At 72.3% G+C, this 16,500-nt stretch carries 16 protein-coding genes; 5 read left to right on the plus strand and 11 right to left on the minus strand.

Annotation, left to right across the window (positions count from 1 at the left end; genetic code table 11):
- Positions 1–63 precede the first annotated feature (63 nt).
- Positions 64–1,017 carry a GlxA family transcriptional regulator gene (locus HNR61_RS27175; protein ID WP_182846006.1) on the minus strand — a complete coding sequence of 318 codons (954 nt, stop codon included), beginning with the start codon at positions 1,015–1,017 and terminating at the stop codon, positions 64–66.
- Positions 1,018–1,088: 71 nt separating this feature from the next.
- On the opposite strand from HNR61_RS27175, the gene HNR61_RS27180 reads away from it, so the two are divergent.
- Positions 1,089–1,742, plus strand: a complete 654-nt coding sequence (locus HNR61_RS27180; RefSeq protein ID WP_182846007.1) for an HD domain-containing protein — start codon at positions 1,089–1,091, stop codon at positions 1,740–1,742.
- 60 nt (positions 1,743–1,802) lie between these two features.
- Here the strand turns inward: HNR61_RS27180 and ehuA are convergent, their stop codons facing one another.
- From ehuA to HNR61_RS27230, 10 genes are all read right to left on the minus strand, one after another.
- Positions 1,803–2,675 (minus strand): ectoine/hydroxyectoine ABC transporter ATP-binding protein EhuA, encoded by an 873-nt coding sequence (gene ehuA / locus HNR61_RS27185; protein ID WP_182846008.1) that lies wholly within the window; start codon positions 2,673–2,675, stop codon positions 1,803–1,805.
- Positions 2,662–3,315, minus strand: coding sequence for an ectoine/hydroxyectoine ABC transporter permease subunit EhuD (gene ehuD, locus HNR61_RS27190; protein WP_182846009.1), 654 nt, complete (start codon positions 3,313–3,315; stop codon positions 2,662–2,664). Before ehuD ends, ehuA begins: the two co-directional genes overlap by 14 nt.
- Entirely contained in the window at positions 3,312–4,019 is a 708-nt protein-coding gene (gene ehuC, locus HNR61_RS27195) for an ectoine/hydroxyectoine ABC transporter permease subunit EhuC (RefSeq protein WP_182846010.1), read from the minus strand. The genes ehuD and ehuC overlap by 4 nt, the downstream gene beginning before the upstream one ends.
- A 6-nt stretch (positions 4,020–4,025) precedes the next feature.
- The gene (gene ehuB / locus HNR61_RS27200; RefSeq protein WP_182846011.1) at positions 4,026–4,919 is read right to left on the minus strand and encodes an ectoine/hydroxyectoine ABC transporter substrate-binding protein EhuB; all 894 of its coding nucleotides are present in this window, start codon (positions 4,917–4,919) and stop codon (positions 4,026–4,028) included.
- A gap of 189 nt (positions 4,920–5,108) precedes the next feature.
- Positions 5,109–6,014 carry an ectoine hydroxylase gene (gene thpD, locus HNR61_RS27205; RefSeq protein WP_182846012.1) on the minus strand — a complete coding sequence of 302 codons (906 nt, stop codon included), beginning with the start codon at positions 6,012–6,014 and terminating at the stop codon, positions 5,109–5,111.
- Positions 6,011–6,421 carry an ectoine synthase gene (locus HNR61_RS27210; protein ID WP_182846013.1) on the minus strand — a complete coding sequence of 137 codons (411 nt, stop codon included), beginning with the start codon at positions 6,419–6,421 and terminating at the stop codon, positions 6,011–6,013. Before HNR61_RS27210 ends, thpD begins: the two co-directional genes overlap by 4 nt.
- 13 nt (positions 6,422–6,434) lie before the next feature.
- Positions 6,435–7,700 (minus strand): diaminobutyrate--2-oxoglutarate transaminase, encoded by a 1,266-nt coding sequence (gene ectB, locus HNR61_RS27215; RefSeq protein ID WP_182846014.1) that lies wholly within the window; start codon positions 7,698–7,700, stop codon positions 6,435–6,437.
- A 71-nt stretch (positions 7,701–7,771) separates the two neighbouring features.
- Positions 7,772–8,302 (minus strand): diaminobutyrate acetyltransferase, encoded by a 531-nt coding sequence (gene ectA / locus HNR61_RS27220; RefSeq protein ID WP_182846015.1) that lies wholly within the window; start codon positions 8,300–8,302, stop codon positions 7,772–7,774.
- 393 nt (positions 8,303–8,695) lie between these two features.
- The gene (gene pip / locus HNR61_RS27225) at positions 8,696–9,676 is read right to left on the minus strand and encodes a prolyl aminopeptidase (RefSeq protein WP_246443798.1); all 981 of its coding nucleotides are present in this window, start codon (positions 9,674–9,676) and stop codon (positions 8,696–8,698) included.
- Positions 9,677–9,712: 36 nt separating this feature from the next.
- Entirely contained in the window at positions 9,713–10,810 is a 1,098-nt protein-coding gene (locus tag HNR61_RS27230) for an FAD-dependent oxidoreductase (RefSeq protein WP_182846016.1), read from the minus strand.
- A 50-nt stretch (positions 10,811–10,860) separates the two neighbouring features.
- On the opposite strand from HNR61_RS27230, the gene HNR61_RS27235 reads away from it, so the two are divergent.
- From HNR61_RS27235 to HNR61_RS27250, 4 genes are all read left to right on the plus strand, one after another.
- Positions 10,861–11,433, plus strand: a complete 573-nt coding sequence (locus HNR61_RS27235) for a TetR-like C-terminal domain-containing protein (protein ID WP_182846017.1) — start codon at positions 10,861–10,863, stop codon at positions 11,431–11,433.
- 574 nt (positions 11,434–12,007) lie between these two features.
- The gene (locus HNR61_RS27240) at positions 12,008–13,927 is read left to right on the plus strand and encodes a coiled-coil domain-containing protein (RefSeq protein ID WP_182846018.1); all 1,920 of its coding nucleotides are present in this window, start codon (positions 12,008–12,010) and stop codon (positions 13,925–13,927) included.
- A 190-nt stretch (positions 13,928–14,117) separates the two neighbouring features.
- Positions 14,118–15,803 (plus strand): CTP synthase, encoded by a 1,686-nt coding sequence (gene pyrG, locus HNR61_RS27245; protein WP_182846019.1) that lies wholly within the window; start codon positions 14,118–14,120, stop codon positions 15,801–15,803.
- Positions 15,800–16,447: an NUDIX domain-containing protein gene (locus tag HNR61_RS27250; protein ID WP_312898117.1), complete on the plus strand. Its 648-nt coding sequence runs from the start codon at positions 15,800–15,802 to the stop codon at positions 16,445–16,447. Before pyrG ends, HNR61_RS27250 begins: the two co-directional genes overlap by 4 nt.
- Positions 16,448–16,500 lie beyond the last annotated feature (53 nt).

Genomic DNA, 16,500 nt, shown 5'->3' on the forward strand with positions numbered 1-16,500 from the left:
TCGCGGGACGGATACCCCGGCACGCTACCGAATGTCGTTCGGTCAACTCCAGGGTGACAATGGTCACCGCCCGCGGAACGCCCGCCGGTACGCCTGCGGCGAGGTCCCCACCCGCCGCGCGAAGTGCGCCCGCAGCGTCACCGCCGCGCCGAACCCCGACTCGGCGGCGATCCGCTCGACCGGCAGGTCGGTGCTCTCCAGCAGGTGCTGGGCGCGGTGGATGCGGGCGTTCAGCAGCCACTGCAACGGGCTGGTGCCGGTCTGCTCGCGGAAGCGCCGGGTCAGCGTCCGCACGCTCAGCGCCGCCCGTCGCGCGATGTCCTCCAGCGTCAGCGGCCGGTGCAGGTTCTCCTCCAGCCACGCCAGGACCGGCTGCAACGCCACCCCCTCGTCCCGGGGGTCGGGATGCCGGATGAACTGCGCCTGCCCCCCGTCGCGCTGCAACGGCGTCACCATGAACCGCGCCACCTGCCCCGCGACGGCCGACCCGTGGTCGCGGCGCACCAGGTGCAGGCACAGGTCCACGCCCGCCGCGACCCCGGCCGAGGTCAGCAGCGCGCCGCCGTCCACGAACAGCACCGACGGATCGACCTCGACCCTCGGGTACCGCTCGGCCAGCAGCCGCGCGTACATCCAGTGCGTGGTGGCGCGCCGCCCGTCCAGCAGCCCGGTCGCGGCCAGCGCGAACGCCCCCACGCAGATCGACGCGATCCGCGCGCCCCGGTCCGCGGCGGCGCGCAGCGCCTCCAGCACCTCGGCGGGCGGCCGGACGCGCGGGTCCTCCACGCCGGGCAGCACGACCGTGTCGGCGGCGGCGACGGCGTCCAGGTCCCAGGGCGTCTCCACCCTCATCTTCCCGAACAGCGACGAGGACACCACCGCGCCGCCGGGCGCGCACACCCGCGTCTCGTACAGCGGCGCGCCCGGCCCCTCGTACGCCGCGCCGAACACCTGGCACGGCGTCGCCATGTCGAACGGCACCACCCCGTCGAGGGCGAGAACGGCCACGGTGTGCATGGCCGGAATATAGCGCACATCGGCCTTCGGGCCACTGGTGGCGGAGCGGCGGCGGGCCGACCATCGTGTCCATGACCGATCACTTCGCCGAATTCGCGTTCCCCGACACCGACCTGGCCCGCCGCGCCTACGCCCACGCCTACGAGGAGGTGAGCGAGGCCCTCGCCCACCACAGCGTCCGCAGCTACCTGTTCGGCCGCGCGGCGGGCGAGGGCATGGGCCTGAAGGCGGGCTCCGACTACGACGACGAACTGCTGTTCCTCGCCTGCCTCCTGCACGACATGGGGCTGACCGAGCGGGGCAACGGCGACCAGCGCTTCGAGGTGGACGGCGCCGACGCGGCCGCGTCGTTCCTCGAAGGGCAGGGCGTGCCCGCCGACCGCGTCCGGGTCGTCTGGGACGCCGTCGCGCTGCACACCAGCGTGGGCATCGCCCACCGCATGCGCCCGGAGATCGCCCTCACGCACACCGGCGCCGGGATCGACGTGGTCGCGCTCGGCGCCGAGAACCTCCCCGAGGGGCTGGCCGGCCGGGTGCACGTCGCCTTCCCCCGGCTGGAACTGGCCGACGCCCTGTCCGGCACGATCGTCGCCCAGGCCGCCGCCGACCCGCGCAAGGCCCCGGTGGGCACCTTCCCCAGCGAGCTGCTGCGCCAGTTCCACCCCGAGATCCCGATGCCCCGCTGGGAGGAGATGACCGACGGCGCCTGGCCGGGCGTCGCCTGAGGGCGCGCCCGCCGCGACCGTCCGGGTGGGGCCCCGCCGGGGGAGCCCCACCCGTTCCCGTCAGGAGGCCAGCACCGCCTGGAGGAAGTCGCGGGTGCGCTGCTCGCGCGGCTCGCCGAAGATCTGGTCCGGCGGGCCCTCCTCCACGATCTGGCCCTGGTCGAACATCAGCACCCGGTCGGAGATGTCGCGGGCGAAGTGCATCTCGTGCGTCACGCACAGCAGCGTCAGATCGCTCTGCCGGGCGATGTCGCGCAGCAGGTCCTGCACGCCCACCACCAGCTCGGGGTCGAGCGCGGAGGTGACCTCGTCCAGCAGCAGCACCTTCGGCCGCATCGCCAGCGCGCGGGCGATCGCCACGCGCTGCTGCTGGCCGCCCGACAGCTGCGAGGGATGTGCCTCGATCTTGTCGGCCAGCCCCACCATGTCCAGCAGCCCGCGGGCGCGCTCGACGGCCTCGTCCCGGGACAGCCCCAGCACGTGCACCGGGCCCTCGGTGAGGTTGCGCAGCACGTTCATGTTGGGGAACAGGTTGAACTGCTGGAACACCATGCCGATCTGCTTGCGCATCTCGTGCAGGTGCCTCTCGTTGGCCGGGACGAGCCGCCCGCCGCGCTCCATGTGCGACAGCGGCCGCTCGCCGACCCGGATGATCCCGCCGTCGACCCGTTCCAGGGTCATCAGCAGCCGCAGGATCGTGGTCTTGCCCGACCCGGACGGCCCGATCAGCGTGACGCGCTCGCCGGGCGCGACGGTGAAGTCGAGCTCGCGCAGCACGACGTTGCCGCCGAACCGCTTGACCACCTTCTCGAACCGGATGCCGGGCGTCTCGCCGTGCGGCAGCGGGTCGGCGGCGGCGCCCTTGGCGAGCGGGACGCCGGGGACGCCGTCCTCGGGGGCGGGGACTGCGGGGGTGGTGTCAGTAGGTGGCATAGCGCCTCTCCAGGCGACGGACGAGCAGGGAGGACAGCACGCTGACCGCGATGAACAGCACGCCGACGATCGTGATCGGCTCCAGGAACTGGAGCGTCCTGGAGCCGGTCTGGTAGGCGGCCCCGAGCAGTTCCACGACGTTGACGGCCAGCAGCAGCGGCGAGTCCTTGAACATGGCGATGAGGTAGTTGCCGAGCGTGGGCACCACCTTGCGGACGGCCTGCGGCAGCACCACCCCGAGCCACACGCGGCGGCGCGGCAGGTTGAGGGCGGTGGCCGCCTCCCACTGGCCGCGCGGCACGTCGTCGATGCCCGCCCGGTACACCTCGGAGGTGTAGGTGGAGTAGTGCAGGCCCAGACCGATGATCCCGGCGGTGAGGGGCCCGAGCGTCAGGCCCCACGACGGCAGCACGTAGAAGACGAAGAACAGCTGCACCAGCAGGGGGGTGCTGCGGATGAACTCCGCCACCCAGCGGACCGTCCCGTTGACCAGGCGGCTGGGGGTGCGTTGCAGCAGCGTCCAGGCCAGGCCCAGCACCAGCGCGATGGCGTAGCCGAGCAGGGTGGCGACGACGGTGACGCGCAGCCCGTTGAGCAGGTCGGGGAGGATCTCCCCGGTGTAGTTCCAGTCCCAGGTCATCGGGGCACGCCTCCCGCCGGGGCGGGGACCTCGCGGAGCGCGCCGCGGCGCGGCCGGCGGCCCAGCATCCGTTCGGTGCGGCGCTCCAGCAGCCGGACGAGGCGTTGCAGCACCTGCGCGATCACGAAGTACACCACCAGGACGAGCGCGTAGGTCGCCGCCGTCTCACCGGTGTTGGCCTGGATCTGCTGGGCGCGGAACGTCAGGTCGGCGATCGTCACCAGCGACACCACGGCCGTGGCCTTCATCAGCTCGATGAGCAGGTTCCCGAACGGCGGCAGCATCAGCGCCACCGCCTGCGGCAGGATCACCCGGCGCATCCGCTGGGCGGGCCGCAGGTTCAGCGCGACCGCCGCCTCGTACTGCGCCTTCGGCACGGCGTTGATCGAGCCGCGCACCACCTCGGCGCCGTAGGCCCCGTAGTTGAGGCCGAGCGCCAGCACGGCGGCGGCCATCGGGGTGAACCGCAGGCCGACCAGCGGCAGCGAGTAGAACAGCCAGTACATCAGCACCAGCGCCGCCGCGCCCCGGAAGAACTCCACGTAGAGGCGGTTGACCGCGCGCATCCACACCGGCCGCGCGGCGCCCGCCACACCGAACGCCAGCGCCAGCACCAGCGCGAGCACCGCGCCGAGGACGGTGATCTGCACGGTGATCCACGCGCCCTGGAGCAACTGGGGGTAGCTGTCGAGGACTTCGGACACGGCGGATCAGCCCTGGCAGAACTTGGCGGCGGTGTCGTCCGGGCCGGGCAGGTCGGCCTCGGTGAACCCGAACGGGCGCAGCACCGGCAGCAGCCGCTTGCCGGTCTTCAGCTCGGTGAGCTTGTCGTTGAACGCCTTGAGCAGGTCGGCGTCGGCCTTGCGGAACGCGAACGCGCCCGCCCCGAACCGCTCCTTCCCGTCGATCACCGGCGTGAAGGGGTCGGTCACCTCGAACGGCTCGCCCTGGTGCTTGGACAGCAGGTCGGCCAGGGAGATGCGGGTGAGGGAGATGGCGTCGATGCGACCGGCCTTGAGGCCCTCGAACGCGTTGGGGGCGCTGTCGAAGGTCTTGACGTTGTCCTTCCCCACCCCCAGCTTGGCGGCGTAGTCGCCCTCCACCGCACCGGTCAGGACGCCGATCCGGGCGTTCGCCCGCGCGGCGTCCTCGAACTTGCGGATCTTCTTGGGGTTGCCCTTCGGCACGAGGAACGCGCTCTTGGCGACGTACTCGGGGTCGGAGAACGCGACCGCGCCGCACCGCTCCGGCGTGATGAACATCCCGGCGGAGACGACGTCGAACCGCTTGGCCTGCAGGCCGCCGATCAGGCCGCCGAACGCGACCTGCACGCCCTCGACGGTGGGGATGCCGAGTTCCTTGAAGACGACGCGGGCCAGCTCGGGGGCCTCGCCGGTCAGCTTGCCGTCCTTGTCGGTGAAGCCGTAGGGGGCCTCGTTGGCGAACCCGACACGGATCCTCCCCTCCTGCCGGGCCCGCGCCAGGGTGCCGCCGCCCCGGCGTTCGGCCTGCGGGTCGGTGGTGGAACATCCGGCGGCGGTGAGGGGGACGGCCGCGCCCAGCATCGCGGCGGTGCGCAGGAAGTCGCGTCTGGAAGAGGTCATGGGGAGCTCCCGGGGGGTGGGGGTGGGGTGCGCGGCGCCGGGGGCCCCCGGGGGGGGCCCCCCCGGCCCGGCGCCCGCGACCGGGGGGGGGCGGCCGGGCGCCCGGGGGGGGGGGGGGGGGGGGGCGCGGCGCCGCGTCCGCCGGGGAGGGCCCCGGCGGACGCGGCGCCGGACATGGAGGGGGGACGGCTAGGCGACGGGGGTGAAGTCGCGGGCGCCGATGAACGAGGGGCGGTGCGCGGGGGCGGAGAACGGCTCGACGCAGGTGTTCTCCACGCTGTTGAAGACGATGAACACGTTGGAGCGCGGGAACGGGGTGATGTTGCCGTTGGAGCCGTGCATGCAGTTGCAGTCGAACATCGTCGCCGAGCCCGCCGGGCCGGTGAACAGCTCGATGCCGTGCTTGTCGGCCAGGATCGACAGGCTGCCCGGGTCCGGGGTGCCGATCTCCTGGCCCTTCAGCGACTCCTTGTAGTGGTCGGAGGGCGTCTCACCGACGCACGACACGAACGTCTTGTGCGACCCCGGCATGATCATCAGTCCGCCGTTGTGCGCGAAGTTCTCGGTGAGGGCGATCGAGATGCTGACCGCGCGCATCCGCGGCATGCCGTCCTCGGCGTGCCAGGTCTCGAAGTCGGAGTGCCAGTAGAAGTCCTTGCCCTTGAACCCGGGCTTGTAGTTGACCCGGCTCTGGTGGACGTAGACGTCCGAGCCGAGGATCTGCCGGGCCCGGCCCACCACGCGCGGGTCGCGCACCAGGTTTGCGAACACCTCGCTGATGCGGTGCACCTCGAAGATGGAGCGGACCTCGTCCGAGCCGCGCTCGGTGACGGTGCGCTCGTCGGCCAGGATCTTCGGGTCCGACGACAGGCGGCGCAGCTCGGCGCGGTACAGCTCCACCTCCTCGGGGTCGAGGAGCTGGTCGATCGTGAGGTAGCCGTTGGCGTCGTAGGACTCCAGCGTTCCGGCGTCGATCGGGCCGTCGCCCGCCGAGCCGTACACCACCGGGTCCACGCGGTACAGCAGCGCCGCCTCGGCTGCCTTGCGGGTGGGGTAGGCGTCGTCGACGGAGGGATGGGACTCGATGATGCTCACGCGTTCTCCTGGTCGTTCTCCGGCTCGGTCAGCAGGGGGTAGACACCGTTCTCGTCGTGGACCTCGCGGCCGGTGCACGGCGGGTTGAAGACGCAGACGGTGCGCACGTCGGTGTGGGCGCGCAGGACGTGGTGCTCGTGACCGTCGAGCAGGTACATCACGCCGGGCTCGATGCGGTGCTTCTCGCCGGTCACCTCGTTGACCAGCTCGCCCTCGCCCTCGACGCAGTAGACGGCCTCGATGTGGTTCGCGTACCACATCCGCGTCTCGGTCCCGGCGTACAGGACCGTGTCGTGCAGGGAGAAGCCGACCTTCTCCTTCGCCAGCACCAGGCGGCGGCTGCGCCAGGTCTCCGCCCGGACGTCGCGGTCGGTGCCGACGATCTCGTTCAGCGAACGGACGATCATTGGGGTGCTCCTCTCAGGCGGGGACGCGGTCGCGGGTGACGGCGCTCACCGACTCGGCGATGATCTCCAGCCCCCGGCCCAGGTCGGCCTCGTCGGTGGTCAGCGGCGGCAGCAGCTTGACGACCTCGCCCTCGGGGCCGGAGGTCTCCATCAGCAGGCCGCGTTCGAACGCCTCCGCGCACACCCGCGGGGCCAGCTCGGCGTCCTTCATGACCAGGCCCCAGGCCAGGCCGCGGCCCCGGACGGTCTCCACGACGTCGGCGTTCAGCAGGGCGATCTCGTTCAGGCCGCGCTCGACCAGGTCGCCCTTGGCGAGGGTCCGCCCGGTCAGCCCCTCGTCGGTCCAGTACTCCTCCAGCGCGCCGGTGGCGGTGACGAACGCCGGGTTGAAGCCGCGGAAGGTGCCGTTGTGCTCGCCGGGCTCCCACACGTCCAGGCCGCGCCGGAACAGCGTGACCGCGAACGGCAGGCCGTAGCCGCTCAGCGACTTCGACAGGCACACGATGTCGGGCGTGATCCCGGCCTGCTCGAAGCTGAAGAACGCGCCGGTCCGGCCGCAGCCCATCTGCACGTCGTCGACGATCAGCAGCATGTCGTGCCGCTTGCACAGGTCGGCCAGGCCGCGCAGCCAGTCGGCGCTGGCGGCGTTGATGCCGCCCTCGCCCTGCACCGTCTCCATGATCACGGCGGCGGGCTTGTCCAGGCCCGAGCCGCTGTCGGCCAGCATCGTCTCGAACAGCAGGAAGTCGGGGGTGCGGCCGTCCAGGTAGTTGTCGTAGGGCATCGCCACGCCGTGGCCCAGCGGCACGCCCGCGCCGGTGCGCTTCATCGAGTTGCCGGTGACCGCCAGCGCGCCCAGCGTCATGCCGTGGAAGGCGTTGGTGAAGCTGACGACCGTCTCCCGGCCGGTGTACTTGCGGGCCAGCTTCAGCGCCGCCTCGACCGAGTGGTTGCCCGCCGGGCCGGGGAACTGGACCTTGTAGTCCAGGCCGCGCGGCCGGAGCACGACCTCCTCGAAACGTTCCAGGAAAGTGCGTTTGGCGGCGGTGTACATGTCAAGGCTGTGCACGATGTTGTCGGCCGCCAGATAATCCATGAGCCGCTGTTTCAGCAGCGGGTTGTTGTGCCCGTAGTTGAGGGTCCCGGCACCGGCGAAGAAATCCAGGTAGGTGCGGCCGTTCTCGTCGGTGATGTGGCTTCCCCGGGCGGTGGTGAAGACCGTGGGCCAGCCGCGGCAGTAGCCGCGTACTTCGGATTCCAGGCGTTCGAAAGTGTTCATGCCGTACCTCCGGAGGGTGATGGACGGAAAAGAGGAGAGGGGCTCGGGGTGGCTTCAGCGGACGGGTGGCTTCAGCGGACGGGCAGCGGGCCGATCCGGAACAGCACCTCGGGCTCGTGGTCGCCCGCCAGGTGCTCGCGCCCGAACAGCCGCGTCCGGGTCAGCCCGCAGCCGTGGTCACGGGCGAAGGAGGAGAACATCGCGGCCGAGGGGGCGTTGTCGGGGGTGACGGTGGCCTCCACCCAGCGGATCCCCTGGCCGCGCGTCCGGGCGGCCAGCTCGTCCAGCATGCGGCGGGCCAGGCCGCGTCCGCGATGGCTCGCGTCCACGGCGACCTGCCAGATGAACAGCGTGTCGGGGGCGTCGGGCCGCCGGTAGCCGGTGACGAAGCCGCAGGGGCGCCCGCCGTCGTCGGCGACCACCGAGGTGTCGGCGAAGTCGCGGCACCAGAGCGTGTAGCTGTAGGGGGAGTTGACGTCCAGGACCCTGGAGTCCCGCGCCATCCGCCACAGTTCCGGGCCGTCAGCGAGGGACGGTTCCCGTAGGCGCACGTCGGCGGAACAGCCCGTGGGTATGTCCGTTTCGAGCGGTTGCACTGCCATGTGCAGGCAACTTAGCGAATGCCAACGGTGCGGCGTTAACGATTGTTATCTTGTGGATGTTTGGGTGCGGTCACAGCGGGTATGACGAGTCGCTTGCAAATTTTTGGAACGTTTTATCGGCGGGGAAACGCGCCGACGCTCCGCCGTTCCCGTCGCTGACCGGCGAAGACTCCGGAAACGGCGCGAATGGTTCCCGGCGGCGATCCCGGGGCCGGTTTTCACGCCGCGCCCGTGTTACGGCGGTGTTTCTTGATCTCATTTCTGTGAGGTGAATCACGCGATCTTGGTGTCATCCTCACGCGGCGTGCGGACGTCGTGGCGCCTTCGCCGAGGTCGGGGGCATGGGAGAGGGGCCCCGCGCCGCCCGGCGCGAAGCCCCTGGAAGGGGACGGGTCAGCCGTGCTTGGCGAACCGGTCGGTGGCCTCGATCAGATGGTGCAGAATGCCCGGCTCGTCGTAGGCGTGCCCCGCGTCGTCCACCAGGTGGAACTCCGCCTCCGGCCACGCCCGGTGCAGGTCCCACGCCGTCGCGGGCGGCGTGCACACGTCGTAGCGGCCCTGCACGATCACCGCCGGGACGCGCCGGATCCGCTCGACGTCGCGCAGCAGCTGCTCGTCCTCGAACCAGCCCTCGTGGGTGAAGTAGTGGTTCTCGATCCGCGCGAACGCCACCGCGTAGTCGGGGTCGCCGTAGGAGTCGATCCGCTCCGGCCGGGGCCGCAGCGAGATCGCGCCGCCCTCCCACTGCGCCCACGCCCGCGCCGCCGCGACCCGCGTCTCGCGGTCGGGGGAGTTCAGCCGCTCGGCGAACGCCGCGATCAGGTCCTCCCGCTCGTCCTCGGGGATCGGCGCGACGTACTTCTCCCACAGGTCGGGGAACAGCAGCGAGGCGCCCTCCTGGTAGAACCAGTACAGCTCGAACGGCCGCAGCATGAAGATCCCGCGCAGCACCAGCTCGCTCACCCGGTCCGGGTGCGCCTGCGCGTAGGCCAGCGCCAGCGCGCTGCCCCACGACCCGCCGAACACCTGCCAGCGCTCGACGCCCAGGTGCTCGCGCAGCTTCTCCATGTCGGCGACCAGGTGCCAGGTGGTGTTGTCGTCCAGCGCCACGTCCGGGTCGCTGGCGTGCGGCAGGGAACGCCCGCAGTTGCGCTGGTCGAACAGCACGATCCGGTAGGCGGCCGGGTCGAACAGCCGCCGGTGGTCGGGCGAGCACCCGCCGCCCGGTCCGCCGTGCAGGAACACCGCCGGCTTGCCGCCCGGGTTCCCGCAGACCTCCCAGTAGATCTCGTTGCCGTCCCCGACGTCGAGCATGCCCGACTCGTGCGGCTCGATCGGCGGATACGGGGTGCGAAGCTCAGGTCCCATGGTCATGGCCCCACGGTAGTGGCCGCCGCCCGCCGTTCCCGGCTACCGGCGTCCCTCCTGGAAGTAGTCGCTGGCCGAGCGGAGCCACTTGATGTAGGACCGGGTCGAGCGCGCGTCGGGGACGAGGGCGGTCAGCGGTCCCTGCCTGCTGGGCATCTCGGTGCCGACCATCCGCGCGACCCTGCGCACGGTCTTGGCGCGGGTGCGTTCGTAGGCGCGCAGGTCGTCGAGCGAGCGGGTCAGCGCCCAGGCGTCCTCCAGCGCCTGGCCGGAGCCCATGGCCATCGCCGGGGGCATCGTGTGGGCCGCGTCGCCCAGCAGCGTGGTCGGGCCCCGGCCCCAGACCGAGGGCACGCGGTGGACGTGGTGCGGGTAGAACTGGGCGGTCTCGGCGCGTTCGAGCACCGTCCGGAACGGCTCGGGCCAGTGCCCGAACCGCTCGCGGAGCCGGTCCATGATGTCGGGGGCGTCGCCCCAGAACCGGCCGCCGGGCTTGGCGCGCAGGTCGAACCACCACAGCGCCCTGCCGTGCCCGGCCGGGGCGATGCTGCCGAGCGACCGGCCGTTGGAGACCATCAGCGACCGGTCCGCGTCGACGACGTCGGCGGGCGCCGTGGTGAACGCCTGCCAGGTGACCCAGCCGTTGGGCCTGCTCGGGTTGCCGCCCGACAGCGCCCGCTGGACGACCGACCGGCGGCCGTCGGCGCCGAGGAGCACGTCGCCGCGGGCGGTGCTCCCGTCGGCGAAGGTGAGCTCCGCGCGGTCGGGATCGACCCCGGTGACCGTCTGGCCGTGGCGGACGGGCACGCCCTCGGCGAGGCGTTCGACGAGCTCGCGCCGGGCGATGTGCAGGGATGGCAGGCCGTCGAAGTGGCGCTCGACCTCGGTCAGGTCGATCGTGCCGAGCGTGCGGCCGCGCACCGACAGGTTCGTCAGCGCCTCCAGGCGGCGGCCCGCGCCGTCGAGGTCGACCTTGAACTCGCGCAGGATGCCGACGCCCGCCGGCCAGAGCGAGACCGACCCGCCCTCGGTGCGCGGCTCCGGCGACTCCTCGTACACCTCGACGTCGTGTCCCGCCGCGGTCAGTCCGCGCGCCGCGGCAAGCCCCGCGACACCGCCGCCGACGATGAGTACCCTCATGACCGTAACCTCTTCTGAGACTTAGAGTATCTGATATCTGGAGTATCTCAATGAGTGGCCGTGGGCGCAAGCCCGATCCCGAGGTCGACGCGCGCATCCGGCAGGCGGCCGTGTCGTTGCTGTTCAGCAAGGGGCCGTCGTTCACCGTGGACGAGGTGGCGGCGGCCGCCGGCGTGGGCCGGGCGAGCGTCTTCCGCCGCTACGCCACCAAGCGCGACATCCTGCTGGACGCGCTCGGCATCGCCATGGACGCGCAGGTGACGGCGGTCCCCGACACCGGGTCGCTGGCGGGCGACCTGGTCGTGATCGCCACCGAGACGCTCGCCGCCTGGGACTCTCCCGAGATCGCGGAACGGACCCGGGAGATCTTCGGCGAGGCCGGCCGGGACCCCGCCATCGCCGAGATCATCCGCACCGCCATGCGCTCCCGGATGGAACGCAGCTGGGAGATCTACGACCGCGCGATCGCCAGGGGGGAGCTGTCCGCCGACGCGGACCTGTGGATGCTGTCGGACATGCTCGTCGGCCTGGCCGTCTACCGCGGCCTCATCGGCGTGCCGCAGCCGGAGGCCGAGGCGGTGGTCAAGGCCCTCCTGCGAGGCTTCGCGCGTGAGGTGTACTGATCACGAACGGTGTTGACACCGTTGGGCCTCTGGTGAACGAGGAAGACCTCCGATGTGGTGAAGGTGCCGGATCCACGCCACACCGGAGGTCCCCATGGCCCACCGCAGGCGCCCGGCGCCGACCGCCGCGGGCGCGCCGCCGTGATCAATGAGATGTCCTTTTTCATCGGCCCGGCGAAGGGGGAGCGCCGTACCACTCCGCCGCGTGACCGAAGATCCTCGCCGCGCGTCGCCGCCCGGCGGAACACCGGTTTGCCGGGATGCTGTCGGGAACACTGTGCGTCGTCGCCGCGGCCGAGTGCCCAGGGAGCGCGCGTTGCGGGAGGAAGGGGAGGACCGAGATTCTGGTCACGGCGTGGGAGCGGGACGTGGCGGAAGCGCCGGGTGGGCGAATCCGAGGTCCAACCCCCATAGCCTGTGATTTTTCACCCCGTTCGGGGGTGTCTCCCGGGGGAGGATCAAGAAACTAAACCCCAAACTGGGCAAACGCTCCGCTGGTCGGCACTAGAGTGCCTTTGGTGAGCCATGCGACGAGCCGCCAGGCGAGGAGTGCAGCGAGCAGGCGAGGAGAACAGTGAGCGAGCTGAACGGATCGGGTGGTTCGCGGAGCGTGCGGGACGCCGGTTCGCCCTGGCCCACCCCGGTCGGACGTGACACGGGCCCCCAGCCCGAGGTGGTCCAGGCGGCCCAGCAACCGATCAAGGCCGCGAACCCCGCCGGGGAGCCCGACGCCCCCGAGGCGCAGCCGTGGGACATCGTCGAGCGGCTGCGGCAGATGGCCGACCTGATCGGCGACGCACTGGCGGCGGGCGAGCGCAAGGTCTCCGAGGCGCAGAACGACGCCGCCTCGCAGATCTCGCAGATCACCGCCGACAGGGAGGCCGCCCAGCGCGACGCCGCCGCCGCGTGGGGCGAGGTGCAGCGCGCCCGGGGCCAGGCCGAGCAGGCCGACCGCCGCGCCGTGGACCTGGAGCGGCGGCTGACCGAGGCGCAGAACGAGTCCGCCGCCAAGATCTCCGCCCTCACCGCCGAGAAGGAGGCCGCCCAGCGCGACGCGGCGGCCGCCTGGGGCGAGGTGCAGCGGGCGCGCGGCCAGGCCGAGCAGGCCGAGCGCCGCGCCGTGGAGCTGGAGCGCCAGCTCGCCGAGGCCGAGAAGCGCACCAAGGACGTCCAGGCCGAGGCGGTCCAGCAGATCGCCTCCCTCCAGGACGAGAAGGAGGAGGCCCAGCGCGACGCCGCCGCCGCCTGGAACCAGGCCCAGCAGGGCCGCGCCCAGGCCGACCAGGCCCGCGGCCAGGCCGAGCAGGCCCGGGTGCAGGCCGAGCAGGCGCGCGCGCAGGCCGAGCAGGCCCGTTCCCAGATGGAGCAGGCCCAGTCCCAGGCCGAGCAGGCCCGCGTCCGCATGGAGCAGGCCCAGGCGCAGGCCGAGCAGGCCCGCGCCCAGGTCGAGCAGGCCGAACGGCGCGTCGCCGAGGCCGAGGCCACCGTCCGCCAGGCCATCACCCAGCGGGACGCGATGAGCGAGGCCCGCGACGACGCCCTGCGCGCCGTCGAGGACGCCGTCGGGGCCCGCCGCGCCGTCGAGTCCGAACGCGACCGCGTCACCGAGCAGGCCACCGAGCTGTCGCGCGCCCTGGAGAACGCCCACGCCGAACTCGCCGGGCTGCGCGCCAAGCTCACCGACGCCGAGACCAGCGTGCAGAACCTCCAGCACGCCGTCGCGGGCGCCACCAAGGAGGCCGACGACAACCGGCTGCGCGCCCAGACCGCCGAGGGCCGCGCCGCCGAGGCCGAGCGCCGCGTCCAGGAGGCCGAACGGCGCGTCGCCGAGTCCGAGCGCCGGGCGACCGAGTCCGAGCACTTGGCCAAGGGCGCCGACGTGCGGGCCGCCGAGTCCGAGCGCCGCGCCAAGAGCGCCGAGGCGCGGGCCCAGGAGGCCGAGCGCCGGATGACCGAGTCCGAGCACCTGGCCAAGGGCGCCGACGTGCGCGCCAAGTCCGCCGAGAGCCGCGCCGTCGACGCCGAGCGCCGCGCCTCCGAGGCCGAGTCCGAGCGCCAGCAGGCCCTCGACATGGCCGGGCAGTCCCTGGAGGCCGCCAAGCAGAACGAGCGCGCCCTGGAGACCGCCCAGCAGGCGCTGGCCGCCGCCGAACGCGCCCGCGAGTCCGCCGAGCAGGCGCAGGCCCGCGCCGAGTCGGAGCTGACCATCGCCCGCGGCCGCGCCGACCAGGCCTCCCGGGAACGCGACCAGGCCGTGGCCGGGATGCGCCAGATGGCCACCGAACGCGACGCGATCGCCGAGAAGCTCGCCGAACGCGACCAGTGGGTCGACCAGCTCGCCCAGGCCGTCACCGAGCAGCGCGCGGCCATCGCCGAGCTGTCGCAGGAGCGCGACGCCGCCAAGCAGGCCGCCGACCAGGCCCGCTCGCTGATCGACGAACTCACCCGCCAGCTGCGCACCATCATGCCGACGGCGGCCACGCCGCGCCTGTAGCCGCGGCCCCGCCCCGGCGGCCCACCGGCCGCCGGGGCGGCGAAGCCTCCCCGAACGACCCCTGACCTGGGGGTCCGATCGGGACCCGGCCGGGCGAGTCCCGGACGGGACACGTCGTGCCGCCTGTTATCCTGGTGGCCCGTGGACAGTGCGGTACCGTCCGCCTCGCAACGACCACGGGAGTGTCTTCTTGCCTTCGGCAGCCACTGGTAGAACGCGTCCTACCAAGCATCTCTTCGTCACCGGCGGTGTCGCCTCTAGCCTCGGCAAGGGACTGACCGCTTCCAGCCTGGGCCGGCTGCTCGCCCTGCGCGGCCTGCGGGTCACCATGCAGAAGCTGGACCCCTACCTCAACGTCGACCCCGGCACGATGAACCCGTTCCAGCACGGCGAGGTCTTCGTCACCGACGACGGCGCCGAGACCGACCTGGACATCGGCCACTACGAGCGGTTCCTGGACGTCGAGCTGCACGGCTCGGCCAACGTCACCACCGGCCAGGTCTACTCCAACGTGATCGCCAAGGAGCGGCGCGGCGAGTACCTCGGCGACACCGTCCAGGTCATCCCGCACATCACCAACGAGATCAAGGACCGCATCCGCGGCATGGCCGCCGACGACGTGGACCTGGTCATCACCGAGGTCGGCGGGACCGTCGGCGACATCGAGTCGCTGCCGTTCCTGGAGGCCGTCCGCCAGATCCGGCACGAGATCGGCCGCGACAACTGCTTCTTCCTGCACGTGTCGCTGCTGCCCTACATCGGCCCGTCCGGCGAGCTGAAGACCAAGCCCACCCAGCACTCGGTGGCCGCGCTGCGCTCCATCGGCATCCAGCCCGACGCGATCGTGTGCCGCTCCGACCGGCCGATCACCGACGGGCTCAAGGGCAAGATCAGCCTGATGTGCGACGTGGACCGCGAGGCCGTGGTCTCCGCCGTCGACGCCGCCAGCATCTACGACATCCCCAAGGTGCTGCACTCCGAGGGCCTGGACGCCTACGTGGTGCGCCGCCTCGGCCTGCCGTTCCGCGACGTGGACTGGGGCGCCTGGGACGAGCTGCTGCGCCACGTGCACCAGCCCTCCCGCGAGGTCACCATCGCGCTGGTCGGCAAGTACATCGACCTGCCCGACGCCTACCTGTCGGTCACCGAGGCGCTGCGCCACGGCGGCTTCGGCAACGACGCCAAGGTCCACATCCGCTGGGTCAAGTCCGACGACTGCGAGACCCCCGAGGGCGCCAAGCGCGAACTCGACGGCGTGGACGGCGTGCTGATCCCCGGCGGGTTCGGCGTGCGCGGCATCGAGGGCAAGGTCGGCGCGATCCGGTACGCCCGCGAGAACCGCCTGCCGCTGCTGGGCATCTGCCTGGGCCTGCAGTGCATGGTCATCGAGGGCGCCCGGCACCTGGCCGGGATCGCCGACGCCGGCAGCACCGAGTTCGACCCGGCCACCACCCACCCGGTCATCGCCACCATGGCCGACCAGGTCGACGTGGTCTCCGGCGAGCGCGACATGGGCGGCACCATGCGGCTGGGCCTGTACCCGGCCGACCTGGCCGAGGGCTCCATCGTCCGCGAGCTGTACGGCGAGGCCAAGGCGTCCGAGCGCCACCGCCACCGGTTCGAGGTGAACAACACCTACCGGGAGCGGCTGGAGCAGGCGGGCCTGGCCTTCTCCGGCCTGTCCCCGGACGGCCGCCTGGTCGAGTACGTCGAGCTGCCGCGCGAGGCGCACCCGTTCTTCGTCGGCACCCAGGCGCACCCGGAGTTCCGCTCCCGCCCGACCCGCCCGCACCCGCTGTTCAAGGGCCTGGTCTCCGCGGCGATCGACTACGCCGACGCGCGCGGCGGGACGGCCGCCAGGGCGGACCAGGAGTGAGCGACCCCCGCGACCCGGGCCCCGGCGACGTCCGCGACCGTCCCGAACGCTGGGAGGTCACCGGCGGCGAGCGCCCGTTCGAGGGCCACGTGTTCAACGTGCGCCGCGACCGGGTCCGCATGCCGAACGGCGCGGACACCGAGATCGTCGGCCGCGACGTCATCGAGCACCCGGGCTCGGTCGGGATCCTCGCCCTGGACGACCGCGACCGGGTGCTGCTGATCCGCCAGTACCGCCACCCCGTCGGGCACCTGCTGTGGGAGGTGCCCGCCGGGCTGCGCGACAAGGACGGCGAGCCGCTGCACGAGCTGGCCGCCCGCGAGCTGCTGGAGGAGTCGGGGTACCGCGCCGGCCGCTGGGACACCCTCGTCGACGTGTACCCGTCCTCGGGCATGTCCGACGAACGCTCCCGGATCTTCCTGGCCCGCGACCTCACCCTGGTCCCCGCCGAGGAGATCGACTTCGAGCGGGTCCACGAGGAGGCCGACATGCCGGTCGTCTGGGTGCCGCTGGAGGAGGCCGTCGCCAAGGTCCTGGCCGGTCACGTCCACAACATGCTGGCGTGCCTGGGCATCCTGGCGGTCCACGCCGCCCGCGCCGACGGCTACCGCGCCCTGCGCCCCGCGGACGCCCCGGAGGAGTAAAGAGCTCGAAAGCCGTGGAGCCCCCCGCAAGGACACGCGGGGGGCTCCACGGC

The organism is Actinomadura kijaniata (genome assembly GCF_014138665.1).
Classification (GTDB): Bacteria; Actinomycetota; Actinomycetes; order Streptosporangiales; family Streptosporangiaceae; genus Spirillospora; species Spirillospora kijaniata.

Bases quoted from the DNA above. Each gene is read 5' to 3' on its own strand.
- ehuD (WP_182846009.1), bottom strand. From the start codon at position 3,315: ATGACCTGGGACTGGAACTACACCGGGGAGATCCTCCCCGACCTGCTC.
- HNR61_RS27175 (WP_182846006.1), bottom strand. From the start codon at position 1,017: ATGCACACCGTGGCCGTTCTCGCCCTCGACGGGGTGGTGCCGTTCGAC.
- HNR61_RS27230 (WP_182846016.1), bottom strand. From the start codon at position 10,810: ATGAGGGTACTCATCGTCGGCGGCGGTGTCGCGGGGCTTGCCGCGGCG.
- pip (WP_246443798.1), bottom strand. From the start codon at position 9,676: ATGACCATGGGACCTGAGCTTCGCACCCCGTATCCGCCGATCGAGCCG.
- HNR61_RS27210 (WP_182846013.1), bottom strand. From the start codon at position 6,421: ATGATCGTCCGTTCGCTGAACGAGATCGTCGGCACCGACCGCGACGTC.
- ehuB (WP_182846011.1), bottom strand. From the start codon at position 4,919: ATGACCTCTTCCAGACGCGACTTCCTGCGCACCGCCGCGATGCTGGGC.
- ectA (WP_182846015.1), bottom strand. From the start codon at position 8,302: ATGGCAGTGCAACCGCTCGAAACGGACATACCCACGGGCTGTTCCGCC.
- HNR61_RS27235 (WP_182846017.1), top strand. From the start codon at position 10,861: ATGAGTGGCCGTGGGCGCAAGCCCGATCCCGAGGTCGACGCGCGCATC.
- ectB (WP_182846014.1), bottom strand. From the start codon at position 7,700: ATGAACACTTTCGAACGCCTGGAATCCGAAGTACGCGGCTACTGCCGC.
- ehuA (WP_182846008.1), bottom strand. From the start codon at position 2,675: ATGCCACCTACTGACACCACCCCCGCAGTCCCCGCCCCCGAGGACGGC.
- HNR61_RS27180 (WP_182846007.1), top strand. From the start codon at position 1,089: ATGACCGATCACTTCGCCGAATTCGCGTTCCCCGACACCGACCTGGCC.